Here is a 13,305-nt window from a genome sequence, read left to right on the forward strand (position 1 = left end):
AGGCGGGGATCCCAGAGCGTCATCGCCGCCTCCCCAGCGCCGCGCGGACACCGCCGGCCAGCAGCGCGACCGCGCCGGCCGCTACCGCGCCGACCACCGCGTACTGCGCGCGCACCCGGCGGCGCACCTGCGCGTACGGGGTGGTGGAGAACGAGACCAGCTCGTACTGGGAGACGTAGCGGCCGGGCAGCGCGCGCTCCAGCGCGTGCTCGACCTGCTTGCGGGTGCGGAACACCGGCGAGGCGACCTTGTCCCGCATCTCCACGAAGTTCGCCAGCGCCATCCGGGCGATCGCCTCGGCGTTGTCCTGGCGGCGGTGCTGGAACAGCGGCAGCGCGGCGGCCCACTCGTCGTCGCACTCGTCGAGGCAGCGGTCCAGCTCGACCACGTCCTCGAACGCGCAGTTCGCGCCCTGGCCGTAGAACGGCACGATGGCGTGCGCGGCGTCGCCGATCAGGCCGACCCTGCCTGCCACCTGCCACGGCGTGCAGCGCACGGTGCCGAGCACACCGACCGGGTTGTGCTGGTAGTCGTCGACCAGGTTCGGCGCGAGCGGGACCAGGTCCGGGTAGTGGGTGGCGAAGAACTGCTCGATCGCCGCCGGGCTGCTCAGCGAGGCGAAGCTGCGGGTGCCGTGGGTGGGCCAGAACAGCGTGCAGGTGAAGGAGCGGTCCGGGTTCGGCAGCGCGATCATCATCGAGGTGCCGCGCGGCCAGATGTGCAGCGCGCCCGGGTCGAGCGCGAACTCCCCGCCCAGCGGCGGGATGGTCAGCTCCTTGTAGCCGTAGTCGAGGAAGTCCAGGCTCTCGGTCAGGCCGCCGTACGCGAGCAGTTGCCCACGCACCGCGGAGCCGGCGCCGTCGGCGCCGAGGACGACCGAGGCGGTGGCGGTGACCTTGCCCTGCGGGGTCTCGAACGTCATCTCGCCGCCGAGCGGGTCGAGCCCGACCAGCCGGTGGTCGAACGCGACGCGCACATTCGGCAGCGCGGCGGCGGCGTCGAGCAGCGCGTTGTTCAGCGCGCCCCGGCTGATCGAGTTGATCGCCCGGTCCCCGGATCCGCTGTAGGACTGGAACTCCGGCTCGCCCTCGACCGGGTGGATCATGCGGCCGCGCATCGGCAGCGCGTCCGCCATGACCTCGTCCTCCAGGCCGATGCGGCGCAGCGCGTCCAGGCCACGCTCGGACAGCGCCAGGTTGATCGACCGGCCCCGCTCGGCGGTGCCGGTACGCGGGTCGGGCCGCCGCTCGTAGAGGGCCACCGGGTAGCCGCGCCGGGCCAGGTAGCAGGCCAGCAGACAGCCGGCCAGCCCGGCGCCGACCACGGCGATCTCGTCGCGCTCGCTCACGAGCCCTCCTTCTCAAACGTTGCCGCCAGCGCCTCGGCGACCCGCCAGCAGTCGTGGTACGAGGAGTACAGCGGCACCGGCGCGAACCGGACGATGTCCGGCTCCCGGGCGTCGGCGACCACGCCGTGCTCGTGCCGCAGCCGCTTGGTCAGCTCGTTCGCGCTGCCCACCCCGATCCGCACCGAGAGCTGGCAACCGCGGCGGGCCGGGTCGCGCGGGGTGACGACTGTCAGCGGGCGGCCCGGCGTCACCTCGTCGAGCAACTGCTCCAGCCAGGCGGTGAGCCGCAGGCTGCGCTCGCGCAGCGCGGGCATGCCGACGGAGTCGAACAGCTCCAGCGAGGTACGCACCGGGCCCATCGCGAAGATCGGCGGGTTGGAGATCTGCCACGCCTCCACTGTGGCGGGCGGCCGGGACACCGGGGTCATCTCGAACCGGGTGGCCGCCTCGGTGCTCCACCAGCCCTCGAACCGCTGGATCGACGGGTCGCCGAGGTGCCGCTCGTGGACGAAGACGCCGCCCAGCGCGCCAGGGCCGGAGTTGAGGTACTTGTACGAGCACCAGGCGGCGAAGTCCACGTCCCAGTCGTGCAGCGCCAGCGGCACGTTGCCGGCGGCGTGCGCCAGGTCCCAGCCGACCACCGCGCCCGCGGCCCGGCCGGCAGCGGTGATGGCCGGGATGTCCATCAGCTCGCCGGTCAGGTAGTTCACGCCGCCGAGCATCAGCAGCGCCACCGTGTGGCCCTCGCGGGCCAGGAAGTCCAGCACGTCCTCGGTGCCGAGCGTGTCCGAGCCGGGGCGCGGCTTGAGGCGTACCACAGTGGTGTCCGGGTCCAGGCCGTGGAAGCGGGCCTGGCTGCGCACGGCGTAGCTGTCCGAGGGGAACGCGCTGTCCTCGATGACGATGCGGGTGCGCTCGCCGGCCGGCCGGTAGAAGCTGACCATCAGCAGGTGCAGGTTCACGGTGAGGGAGTTCATCACCACGGTCTCCGCGGGCAGCGCGCCGACCAGGCGGGCGGCCGGTGCGGTCAGCAGCTCGTGGTACGGCAGCCAGGGGCGCTCCGACTCCAGGTGCCCCTCGACGCCGAGGCGACTCCAGGCGTCCAGGTCGGCGAGGAGTTCGTCCCGGGTGGCCCGGGGCTGCAGGCCGAGCGAGTTGCCCGCCAGGTACGCCGTGTCGGGGTAGCGCCCGCCGTCGGCGGGTGGGATGTGGAACAGGTGCCGGTGGCCGGGGTCGGCGGCGTCGCGGCGGAGGGCTTCGTTCTCGGGGGTGTGCATGCTGTTCTCTCTCGTCACATCGCTGTGCGGGCCGACCACAGCTCCGGGAAGACCACCCGGGCCATGCTGCGCTGCAACCATGCCAGTCCGGCGGAACCACCGCTGCCGACCTTGGCGCCCATCGTGCGCTGGACGGCCTTGACGTGGTTCCAGCGCCAGTCGCCGAACTCCTCGGCGATCTCGGTCAGCGCGTCGCCGAGCAGGCGCAGGTGGTTGTCCGGGCCGTTGTCGCCGTAGATCCGGACCCAGGCCGCCTCGATCGCCGGGTGCGCCTCGTGCTCGGCGTTCACGTCCCGCGACAGCAGTTCGGCCGGCACGTCGAAGCCCTTGCGGGCCAGCAGCGCCACCACCTCGTCCCAGAGGCTCGGCGTGGCGAGCGCGGCGGTCAGCTCGTCGTACACCTCGGTCTGCCGGCGGAACGGGCGGATCAGCGCCCGGTCCCGCAGGCCGAGCAGGAACTCCAGCTGCCGGTACATGGCGGACTGGAAGCCGGAGCCCTCGCCGAGCCGGTCGCGGAAGCGGTTGAAGTCGGCCGGGCTCATCCAGCGCAGGCCGTGCCAGGCGGCGTTGAGGCCCTCCAGGTGCAGGGCGGCGCGGCGCAGCGGGGGCAGGGCCTCCCAGATCCGGTCCTCGCGCAGCTCGCGCTTGGCGTGCCGCAGCTCGTGGCAGGTCAGGCCGAAGTACAGCTCCATGATCTGGCTGACCATCAGGAAGGACATCTCGCCCGGGTCGTCGCTGAGCGGCTCCTGGAGCCGGTGCAGTGTGCTGGCCCGTACGTACGCGTCGTACGGCACGCGGTCGGCGAACTCCAGCGTCGGCTCGCCGCCGTTGCGCGCCGCCCGAGCCGCCCGTTCCTGGGGGGTTACCGGGCGCACCGCCGTCGTCTGTTCCACAGTCATTCTCCGTCCGTGCGCGGGGTAGAAGTCATGATCCCGCTGGTGGACGGCCGAATGGAATGCCTGTTCAACGGCGGTATGGTGGTCTCACTTCGCGAACCGAAACCATCTCGCGTCGCTGTCTTTACGGAAGGAAGGTCCGCGCGTGGACGACATGGACTGGGCGCTGCTGCGCGAGCTCCAGGCCGACGCCCGGCTCTCGTACAGCGAGTTGTCCCGCCGGGTCCACCTGTCGCCGCCCGCTGTGGCCGAGCGGGTACGGCGGCTGGAGGAAGCCGGTGTGATCACCGGCTACCACGCCCACGTCGACCTCACCCGGGCCGGACGCACAGTGCTCGCGCTGATCCGGATGTCCTGCTACGGCGCGCGCTGCATCCTCAACGACCCCGACGTCGCGGGCTGGCCGGAGATCATGGAGATCCACCGGATCACCGGGGACGCGTGCAGCATGCTCAAGGTCGCCGCCACGAACATGGGCGAGTTCGAGGAGGTCATCGACCGTCTCGCGCCGTACGGGCAGCCGTCCAGCACGATGGTGCTGTCCACCCCGCTGGCCTGGCACCCCGTGGTCAAGGCGCCCCGTTAGCTACCCCGCCCTCCGGGAAAGCAGGCGCCGCTGCCCGTCAGTGGTCCGGCGCATCGTCGCGCCGGGAGGGGGGAACCATGCGAGGGCTCGTGTCACATCGTGCGTTGTCGTCCCTGTTGGGCCTGCTCGGCCTGGTCGCGGCGTTCGTCCTGACCACCGCGCCGCCGGCCCGGGCCGGGGAGAGCGTGTTCATCGAGGTGACGCCGAACAGCGTCCAGGCCGGTTCCCGGGTCAACCTGCGGGCCGGCTGCGACAACAGCAACAACCGCCAGGCGCAGGTCACCTCGGACGCCTTCGGGCGGGTGACGCTGCGGTCCGACAACGGCTTCCTCACCGGCTCGGTCACCGTGCCGGGCAACAAGGCGCCCGGCGACTACCCGGTGAACCTGGACTGCTCCAACGGCAACACCGCCTCGACCATGCTCACAGTGCTCAACATGGCGCAGCCGAGCAAGGGGCCGGCGACCGGCGGCGGTGGCACCGCGGGTAGCCGGGGCACGGGCTCGCTGCTGCTGGTCGGCGGCCTGGTCGCGGTGGCAGTGGTGGCCGGTGTGAGCGCCCGCCGCAAGCCCGGCGGCCGCGTCTGACGAGAGGTGCCGCAATGGCCCGCTCATCGCGCCGCCGGGACCGTACCGGCCCGGCGGCGGACCGCACCCGCCGCGCCGCCGCCCGTCCCGGCCGCCGGTCGCCGGAGCGCGCCGGCCGGCTCCGGGCCGCGCTGCGGCTGACGTCCCGGGCCGCGCGCCGGTTCGCCCACGTCGCCGGGCACGCGTTCTCGGCCAGCGTCGCCACCGCCGACCCGCAGTCCCGGCCGGTCGAGGCCCGCGCCGGACGGACCACCACCCGCCGGTACGCCCCGAGCCGCAGCCCCGGCGTCCCGGTGCTCGTGGTGGCGAGCGTGATGGCGCTGATCGTGGCCATGCTCGGCGTGGAACGGGTGACCGGGGTCAGCGTGCTGCCGGACCGGATCGTCGCCGGCCTGCGCCCGCCGCCGAAGAAGTTCCCGGTGCTGCCGGCCAGCCCGCCGACGGACCTGAGCATCGGCAAGCTGAACCTGCGCGCGCCGGTGCACCGGGTCGGCATCGCGCCGGACGGCAGCATCGCGGTGCCGGACGTGGAGCGCGCAGGCGAGGTCGGCTGGTACGACCAGGGCCCCACCCCCGGCCAGTACGGACCGGCCGTGCTCGTCGGGCACGTCGACACCACCACCGGTCCGGCCGTCTTCCACGGGCTGAAGGAGCTGGACGACGGCGACCGGATCGAGGTGACCCGCGAGGACCGGTCGGTGGCGGTGTTCGAGGTGACCTCGATCGAGCGGTACGGCAAGGAGAAGCTGCCGGTGGAGGACGTCTACGGCGACTTCAGCCGGCCCAACCTGCGGCTGATCACGTGCGGCGGGCGCTGGGTGGGCGGCGAGACCGGGTACGCGGACAACCTGGTCGTCTACGCCGCGCTGGTCAAGGCGCGCTGAGCGGGCCGGTCAGGCCGCCTCGGGCTCGGGTTCGCGCAGGTCGAGCCAGTCCGCCCAGCGCGGGTCGGGGGCGCGGTGCCCGAGCACCCGCCACGCGGCTCCTTTGGGCGCGGCCGGCAGGTGGTGCAGCCGCCAGCCCAGCTCGGCGGGCGTCTTGTCGCCTTTGGTGTGGTTGCACCGCGCGCACGCGGCGACCACGTTCTCCCAGGCGTGCCGGCCGCCCCGGCTGCGCGGGAAGACGTGGTCGATGGTCTCGGCCGGCCCCCGGCAGTAGGCGCACCGCCAACCGTCGCGGGCGAACACGGCCCGCCGGGACAACCCGACGTGGGTGCGGTACGGCACCCGGACGTAGCGGGTCAGGCGCACCACCGAGGGCACCGGTAACGCGTTGCGCGCGCTGTGCAGGATGCCCTCGCCGTCGGCGACGCAGACCGCCTTGGCGGAGAGGACGAGGATCGCGGCACGACGCACCGACACGACGCACAGGGGCTCGTAGGTGGCGTTGAGAACGAGTGCACCGGAGCCCGCCGTGGGTCGTATGTCAGGCATCGCGCTCACCCTCCCGGTCCAGTCGCTCCCGCCTCGTCTGCGTCGGAACCGCCCCGCGGACAGCGCGGGACGGCTCCGACGCCGGCCGGATCACCGACGTCCGTTGCGCCAATAGTCCCTGATCGCGCCCCGGATTGCACGTACTAATCCGGGGCTACCCCCCGGGTAGCGACACTTCGCCGAGGTGGCGGTGTCCGCCGCCCGCCAGGCGTGCGGTACGAAAGCAGAGTGAACGTCTCCGACCTGATCTCCGCCGTGCTGGCCGCCGTCTCCGACCGGAAGCCGGACTGCCAGGGCAGCAGCTCATGCGAGTGGGTGTACCGAGTGACGAACTCCGCCTGGTTCGCCGAGAGCAGCTACTGGATCCTGTTCAAGCCGCTGCGGGTGGCGCTGATCCTGCTGCTCGCGGTGGCCGCCCGGTGGGCGCTGCACCGGACCATCAACCGGCTGGTGCGGACCACCACCGACGGCGCGGTGCCGACCATGCTCCGGCCGCTGCGCGAGCGGATCCCCAGCGCCTCGCTCGACCCGGACCAGTTCGTGCCGGAGCGGCGGCGGCAGCGGGCCGAGGCGATCGGGTCGGTGCTGCGCAGCATGGTCACCGCGTTCGTCTTCGGCATCGCGCTGCTGATGGTGCTCAAGGAGTTCAGCTTCGACCTGGCCCCGCTGCTGGCGAGCGCGGGCATCGCCGGCGTGGCGCTCGGCTTCGGCGCGCAGAGCCTGGTCAAGGACCTGATCGCCGGCCTGTTCATGCTGATCGAGGACCAGTACGGCGTCGGCGACACGGTCGACCTGGGCGAGGCCACAGGCGTGGTCGAGGCGGTGGGGCTGCGGGTCACCACGGTCCGGGACGGCCGCGGCGTGCTCTGGTACATCCGCAACGGCGAGATCGTCCGCGTCGGGAACAAGAGCCAGGGCTGGGCGCTCGTCGTGGTCGACCTGCCGATCGGGTTCGCCGGCACCGAGGAGGCCACCGCCGTGCTGCGCACCGCGGCGGCGTCGGTGGCGCTGGACCCGGAGCTGGCGCCGAGCATCGTGGAGGAGCCGGAGGTCCTCGGCGTCGAGCAGATGACAGTCGACGGCGCGGTGATCCGTACCGTCGTCAAGACCACCGCGGACGGGCAGTTCGCGGTCGGCCGCGAGCTGCGCCGCCGCCTCGCGGAGGCGCTGGAGAACTCCGGCATCGTCGCGCAGATCGCGGCCGCACGGCTGTTCCCGGGCCTGCCGGTCCAGCCACCGGCGCCGCCCGCCGCCGAGGGTACGGGCACCGGCGGACCCACCTGAGTCGCCGGACGAGCCGGACGATTTCCGGGGTTCCGCACCGCGCGGCCCCTCGGGTATCGTCCGTTCGTTCAGTCGGAGATGCGACGATCAATCCGTTCGCCCTAGCCAGTTGTCAGACGATCGGGCAGAATCCGGTGCACACGCTCCACCGGGGGGCGTGCTCGTGTCCTCGCTGATCGGTTGATCTGACGACGGTTCCCGGTCGGGCCATCACAAGTGGTCGACCAGGAACGATGGAGGCGACGGTGTCCGACGCGCGACCCGCCCGGGAGGCCCCGGCCACCTTCCGGGACGTCTTCGGTCAGTCGGAGTTCCGCGCCATCTTCGCCGCCAACACCCTCTCCTGGGTGGGCGACTACCTGGCCCGCGCCGCGGTCACAGTGCTCGTGCTGCGCGAGACCGATTCGGTCGCGCTCTCCGCCGCCGCGTTCGCCGCCAGCTACCTTCCTTGGCTGGTCGGCGGCCCGCTGCTCTCCGCGCTCGCCGAGCGGCACAACTACCGCCGGGTCATGGTCGTCTGCGACCTCCTCCGGATGGCGCTGATGGCGCTGGTCGCGATGCCCTGGATGCCGACCTGGTCGATCTTCGCGCTGATCTTCCTGGCCACGCTCGCGAACCCGCCGAGCCAGGCGGCGCGGTCGGCGCTGATGCCGCACCTCCTGACCGGCGACCGGCTGGTCGTGGGCCTGGCCGCGTTCACCAGCGCCGGCCAGGCAGCCCAGGTCGTCGGTTACCTGATCGGCGCCACGGTGGCGGCGCTCAACCCGAACACCGCGCTGCTCGTCAACGCCGTGACCTTCGCCGTCTCGGCCGCGCTGGTCCGCTTCGGCGTCCGCGAGCGGCCACCGGCGATGTCCGAGGTGCACCGCAGCCACCTGCTGCGGGAGACCGTCCAGGGCTTCCGGATCGTCTTCGAGCGGCCGGTGCTGCGCGCCATCGCGGTGCTGGTGTTCAGCGCGATGCTCTTCTCGATCGTCCCCGAGGGACTGGCAGCGGGCTGGGCCGCCGACCGGACCGACGGCCGGATGGACGCCGGCACCGCGCAGGGGCTGATCATGGCCGCCGTCCCGGTCGGCTACATCCTCGGCGGGCTGACCATCAGCCGGCTCGTCGGCCCGGAGCGGCGGCTGACGCTGATGCGACCGTTGATGATCATCGCGCCGGCGACACTCGTACCCGCGTTGTTCAACCCGCCGCCGACGGTGGTGGCGCTGCTGGCCGGGGGGTGCGGTTTCGCCGTCGCCGGGCTCGTCCCGGTCGCCAACGGCCTGTTCGTGCAGGCGCTGCCGGACGGCTTCCGGGCCCGGGCGTTCGGCGTCATGGCCAGCGGCACGCAGATCATCCAGGGTGCCGCGGTGCTGGTCACGGGCGCGCTCGCGGAGCGGTTCTCGGTCCCGTCGGTGGTCGGCGTCTGGAGCGCCGCCGGTGTGCTGATCATGACGGTGGCGGCGCTCGCCTGGCCCCGGCCACAGGTGATCCACGAGGCCGTCGCGGCCGCCCGCGCCGAGTCGGCGGCCGGTGGCGGGCCGGCGCACGCGCACGCGCCCGGCCCCGCGTCCGGTGACCGGAACCGCGAGCACGGGCGACACCGGCACGCGGTGACGTGATCCGCGCCGCCCGGCGGGCGGGCGCGGGTGCCGGGCCGCACCTGGCAGGATGGAAGCGTGACTTCCCCAGGCGAGTCGATGACCCTCTTCGAGGCGATCGGCGGTGAACCGGCCTTCCGCAAGCTGGTGGACGAGTTCTACGCCGGTGTGGCCGACGACCCGCTGCTGCGGCCGATGTACCCGGAGGAGGACCTGGGCCCGGCGGCGGACCGGCTGACCCTGTTCCTCATCCAGTACTGGGGCGGACCGCACACCTACTCCGAGCAGCGCGGCCACCCGCGGCTGCGGATGCGGCACGCCCCGTTCCGGATCGGCGCGGCCGAGCGGGACGCCTGGCTGCACCACATGCGCCGGGCGGTGGACACGCTCGACCTGCCGCCGCAGCTCGCCGCCGCGCTCTGGGACTACCTGGAGCGGGCCGCCTACTTCATGGTGAACGTGATGGAGGACCCGGCCGCGGGCTGAGCCCGGCTCAGAGCAGGGCGCCCTCGTCGTGCAGCCAGTCGACGAACGTGACGGCGACCGCGGCGCCGCAGTCGAGCATCTCGACGAGCAGCGCGTCGTGGGCGCCGGCGCCGAGCGGGACCTGCAACTCGGCGTAGATCGGAAGCTGACCGCGCTCGGTCGGGTCGCCGATGTACGCCTTGCAGAAGCGCCGGGTGTGGTTCCACTCGTTCACGACGCGGTAGGCCCGGTCGGCCCAGTCCGGCGGGACCGTCGCGTGCGGGCGGGCCCGCATCACCAGGATCTCGTCGTCCGGGCCCTCCAGCGCGACGAGCACGGCGTGCCGCTCCCACATGGCCAGCAGGTTGCCGTCGCCGTCGGCCAGATAGCGGACGTCGAGCAGGTCGAGCGCGTCGCAGACCCGGCTCAGGGTGACCGGCGCGACGGTGGCCGGCATGTCCGCGAGGACCGGCCGCTCAGGTGGCGCCACGTCGTCCCCCGGCTGGCGAGGGGTCGGTGGGCCGACCCGGATGGTGTCATCCACTGTGGTCCCGCTTCGAGTCTCCGGCTCCCCGCCAGCGGCGGGACCAGGGCGCCATGACCACCACGGCATCGCTCGCGCACCTCACTCCCCAGCGGATCCGGACGCCTACGGTGCGTTGGATCCGAGGATGGACGGTACCCGGACAGACGGCGTGAGGCATCCCCCCAACGACCGCCCCAAACCGGAAGGACGAAGCGGGGTCATCCGTTCGGATGACCTACCGTCGGCCTGAGTGCAAGATCGGCGACGGTACGCGACCAGGCCGCCCCGAACGGTCCGACGAGTCCGACCCATCGACCAGCCGTACGCACCTGAACGTCGTCCGCGCCCGCGCCGAGGAAACCCATCCGGACCAGGGCCTGCACCAGCCGCTGCGACACCTCGACGGGTGTGCGAGGCGCCTCGTCCGGGGTCACCACCACGGCGACGTGGTCCAGCAGGGCGTCCCGCAGCACCCGCTGCCCGACCGCGCGGCCCGCCACACCGTGCGTGGCCGCCTCGCGCAGCGTCCCGGCCGCCGCCTCCGCGATCCGGCGCAGCTCGGCGCCGGGCAGCGCCTCCACCGCCCGGCTCGCGGCCGGTGGGAGCTGCCACCGCCAGCCGTCGTCCCGGCGTACCGGAAGCGCGGCGCCCCCGGCGGAGAGTTCGGCCAGCAGCTCCCCCGCGGCGACCGTGACGTCCCCGGGAGCGGCGCCCGGCACGGTTCGGACCACGAGCACCCCCCACGGCAGACGCGCCCAGAGGGCGGTACGGCCCGCCCCGGGCACCGGCCGCAGCCGGACCAGCGTGGCCGGGTCGAACCGGACCAGCCGGGCCAGGAAGGCCCCGGCGTCGGCCGTCCCGGTCAACCCGTGCCCGGTCATCCGCTCAGCCCCGGCGCGTAGCGGAGCAGGAACGCCCGCTCCTCCGGCGAGATCCGGCGCGGGCGCTGCGCCGTCAGGTCGAACGGCACCAGCAGCGACCGGGCGGTGCCGGCCAGCGTGTCGCCGTCGTACAGCTCGTACGCGACCGAGAAGGAGGCGGCCCTGATCTGGTCCACCCACAGCTCGATCCGTACCGTCGGGGCAGCCTCCGCGCTGGCCCGGCCGAGCGCGTAGTCGACCGGGCGCAGATAGTCGACCTCGTGCCGGCGGATGACCACACCGTCGGCGAACGAGCCCACTCCCCACGCCCGGCCGCCGGCGAACATCATCGCCACCCGGGCCTCCTCGTAGAGCGTGAGGAAGCGGGCGTTGTTGACGTGGCCGTACGCGTCCAGGTCGGACCAGCGCAGCGTGCAGTGGTAGACGAACCGGTCAGACAAGGGTCGGCCCCGGTCAGTCGCGGGTGAGCTTGCGGTAGGTCACCCGGTGCGGACGGGCCGCCTCGGCGCCGAGCCGGTCGACCTTGTTCTTCTCGTACGCCTCGAAGTTGCCCTCGAACCAGAACCACTTGGCCGGGTTCTGGTCGTCGCCCTCCCAGGCCAGGATGTGCGTGGCGACCCGGTCCAGGAACATCCGGTCGTGGGAGATGACCACGGCGCAGCCGGGGAACTCCAGCAGCGCGTTCTCCAGGCTGGACAGCGTCTCCACGTCCAGGTCGTTCGTCGGCTCGTCGAGCAGGATCACGTTGCCGCCGATCTTGAGCGTCAGCGCCAGGTTGAGCCGGTTGCGCTCGCCGCCGGAGAGCACCTTGGTCGGCTTCTGCTGGTCCGGCCCCTTGAAGCCGAACGCGGCGATGTACGCCCGGGACGGCATCTCGACCTTGCCCACCATGAGGTGGTCCAGCCCGTCGGAGACGACCTCCCAGACGGTCTTGTCGCCGTCCAGGCCCTGCCGGTTCTGGTCGACGTACGACAGCGAGACGGTCTCGCCGACCCGGACCGAGCCGCCGGTCGGCTGCTCCAGCCCGACGATGGTCTTGAACAGCGTGGTCTTGCCGACGCCGTTCGGGCCGATGATGCCGACGATGCCGTTGCGGGGCAGCGAGAACGACAGGTCGTCGATCAGCACCCGGTCACCGAACGCCTTGGTGAGGTTCTGCGCCTCGATGACCGTGTTGCCCAGACGCGGGCCCGGCGGGATCTGGATCTCCTCGAAGTCCAGCTTCCGGGTCTTCTCCGCCTCGGCGGCCATCTCGTCGTAGCGGTCCAGGCGGGCCTTGGACTTGGTCTGCCGCGCCTTGGCGTTCGAGCGGACCCACTCCAGTTCCTCGGACAGCCGCTTCTTCATCTTGGCGTCGCGGCGTCCCTCGACGGAGAGCCGGGCGGCCTTCTTCTCCAGGTAGGTGGAGTAGTTGCCCTCGTACGGGTAGGCCCGGCCGCGGTCCAGCTCCAGGATCCAGTTGGCCACGTTGTCCAGGAAGTACCGGTCGTGGGTGATCGCCAGGACGGTGCCGGCGTACTTCGCCAGGTGCTGCTCCAGCCACTGCACGCTCTCCGCGTCCAGGTGGTTGGTGGGCTCGTCGAGCAGCAGCAGGTCCGGCGCCTCCAGCAGCAGCTTGCACAGCGCCACCCGGCGGCGCTCACCACCGGAGAGCTGGGTGACGTCGGCGTCCGGCGGCGGGCAGCGCAGCGCGTCCATGGCCAGTTCGAGCTTGGAGTCGATGTCCCACGCGTCGGCGGCGTCCAGCTCCTCCTGGAGCTTGCCCATCTCCTCCATCAGCTCGTCGGAGTAGTCGGTGGCCATCTGCTCGGCGATGGCGTTGAACCGCTCCAGCTTGGCCTTGGTCTCGGCGACCGCCTCCTCGACGTTGCCGAGGACCGTCTTCTCCTCGTTGAGCGGCGGCTCCTGCGCGAGCATGCCGACGGAGTAGCCGGGCATGAGCCGGGCCTCGCCGTTGCTCGGCCGGTCCAGCCCTGCCATGATCTTGAGGAGGCTGGACTTACCGGCGCCGTTCGGACCGACCACCCCGATCTTGACACCCGGCAGGAAGTTCAGCGTCACGTTGTCGAGCACGACCTTGTCGCCGTGCGCCTTGCGCGCCTTGTCCAGGACGTAGATGAACTGGGCCACGGTGCGGGCTACCTCCGTCGGTTGCGATCGCGGGCTTGTCGGGTGCGGGGCGCGGGCGTCGATCTCCGCCTGCCGCCGCCGGCCGGGAGCCGGCCGCGCGCACGCCGCCGTCAATCCTGACAGGTACGGACCGCCACGCCCACATCACCCCACCCCAGGGGTACGGCGGCGAGCCTCGTCGCCGACGCCGGTAGCACTCGTGGACGTCTCCGGTACGACCGGGAAGAGCCGAACTGCGGGCCCGGGTGTCGACAAGATCACGCGTTGGGTTCGGCGGTTCTGGGACGGGTAGGTAACTCCGGCACG

14 protein-coding genes are annotated in these 13,305 nt (G+C 72.5%); 6 read left to right on the forward strand and 8 right to left on the reverse strand.

Annotation, left to right across the window (positions count from 1 at the left end):
• Positions 1-19: 19 nt before the first annotated feature.
• Genes FB455_RS08170 through FB455_RS08180 form a run of 3 tightly spaced genes read right to left on the reverse strand, consistent with a single transcriptional unit; the run spans position 20 to position 3,524 of the window.
• Complete coding sequence (locus tag FB455_RS08170; protein WP_013288065.1) at positions 20-1,348, reverse strand: FAD-dependent oxidoreductase; 1,329 nt, start codon at positions 1,346-1,348, stop codon at positions 20-22.
• Positions 1,345-2,625 carry a kynureninase gene (gene kynU / locus FB455_RS08175; RefSeq protein ID WP_145752756.1) on the reverse strand — a complete coding sequence of 427 codons (1,281 nt, stop codon included), beginning with the start codon at positions 2,623-2,625 and terminating at the stop codon, positions 1,345-1,347. The genes FB455_RS08170 and kynU overlap by 4 nt, the downstream gene beginning before the upstream one ends.
• Before the next feature lie 14 nt (positions 2,626-2,639).
• Positions 2,640-3,524, reverse strand: a complete 885-nt coding sequence (locus FB455_RS08180; protein WP_030273297.1) for a tryptophan 2,3-dioxygenase — start codon at positions 3,522-3,524, stop codon at positions 2,640-2,642.
• Between the two features lie 142 nt (positions 3,525-3,666).
• Between FB455_RS08180 and FB455_RS08185 the strand changes: the two genes are divergently transcribed.
• The 3 genes from FB455_RS08185 (at position 3,667) to FB455_RS08195 (ending at position 5,578) form a co-directional block, all read left to right on the forward strand.
• Positions 3,667-4,107, forward strand: coding sequence for an Lrp/AsnC family transcriptional regulator (locus FB455_RS08185; protein WP_013288068.1), 441 nt, complete (start codon positions 3,667-3,669; stop codon positions 4,105-4,107).
• Positions 4,108-4,184: 77 nt separating this feature from the next.
• Complete coding sequence (locus FB455_RS08190; protein WP_013475465.1) at positions 4,185-4,694, forward strand: hypothetical protein; 510 nt, start codon at positions 4,185-4,187, stop codon at positions 4,692-4,694.
• Between the two features lie 14 nt (positions 4,695-4,708).
• Positions 4,709-5,578 (forward strand): class F sortase, encoded by an 870-nt coding sequence (locus FB455_RS08195; RefSeq protein WP_013288070.1) that lies wholly within the window; start codon positions 4,709-4,711, stop codon positions 5,576-5,578.
• Positions 5,579-5,587: 9 nt separating this feature from the next.
• Here FB455_RS08195 and FB455_RS08200 read toward each other — a convergent pair whose 3' ends face one another.
• Positions 5,588-6,127: an HNH endonuclease gene (locus FB455_RS08200; RefSeq protein WP_013288071.1), complete on the reverse strand. Its 540-nt coding sequence runs from the start codon at positions 6,125-6,127 to the stop codon at positions 5,588-5,590.
• A 228-nt stretch (positions 6,128-6,355) separates the two neighbouring features.
• Between FB455_RS08200 and FB455_RS08205 the strand changes: the two genes are divergently transcribed.
• The 3 genes from FB455_RS08205 (at position 6,356) to FB455_RS08215 (ending at position 9,483) form a co-directional block, all read left to right on the forward strand.
• Positions 6,356-7,411 carry a mechanosensitive ion channel family protein gene (locus FB455_RS08205; RefSeq protein WP_030273292.1) on the forward strand — a complete coding sequence of 352 codons (1,056 nt, stop codon included), beginning with the start codon at positions 6,356-6,358 and terminating at the stop codon, positions 7,409-7,411.
• Positions 7,412-7,644: 233 nt separating this feature from the next.
• The gene (locus FB455_RS08210) at positions 7,645-9,018 is read left to right on the forward strand and encodes an MFS transporter (RefSeq protein ID WP_047892631.1); all 1,374 of its coding nucleotides are present in this window, start codon (positions 7,645-7,647) and stop codon (positions 9,016-9,018) included.
• 78 nt (positions 9,019-9,096) lie between these two features.
• Positions 9,097-9,483, forward strand: a complete 387-nt coding sequence (locus FB455_RS08215) for a globin (RefSeq protein ID WP_174361815.1) — start codon at positions 9,097-9,099, stop codon at positions 9,481-9,483.
• 7 nt (positions 9,484-9,490) lie between these two features.
• Here FB455_RS08215 and FB455_RS08220 read toward each other — a convergent pair whose 3' ends face one another.
• From FB455_RS08220 to ettA, 4 genes are all read right to left on the reverse strand, one after another.
• A complete protein-coding gene (locus FB455_RS08220) occupies positions 9,491-10,075 on the reverse strand; it encodes a type III secretion system chaperone family protein (protein WP_013288075.1) in 585 nt (194 codons plus the stop codon).
• Positions 10,076-10,206: 131 nt separating this feature from the next.
• Complete coding sequence (locus tag FB455_RS08225) at positions 10,207-10,869, reverse strand: DUF8185 domain-containing protein (RefSeq protein WP_145752758.1); 663 nt, start codon at positions 10,867-10,869, stop codon at positions 10,207-10,209.
• Positions 10,866-11,309, reverse strand: a complete 444-nt coding sequence (locus FB455_RS08230; protein WP_071098016.1) for an acyl-CoA thioesterase — start codon at positions 11,307-11,309, stop codon at positions 10,866-10,868. Before FB455_RS08230 ends, FB455_RS08225 begins: the two co-directional genes overlap by 4 nt.
• A gap of 13 nt (positions 11,310-11,322) precedes the next feature.
• Positions 11,323-12,999 (reverse strand): energy-dependent translational throttle protein EttA, encoded by a 1,677-nt coding sequence (ettA, locus tag FB455_RS08235; RefSeq protein WP_013288078.1) that lies wholly within the window; start codon positions 12,997-12,999, stop codon positions 11,323-11,325.
• Positions 13,000-13,305: the final 306 nt, after the last annotated feature.

This window comes from Micromonospora sp. CNZ296 (assembly GCF_007827635.1).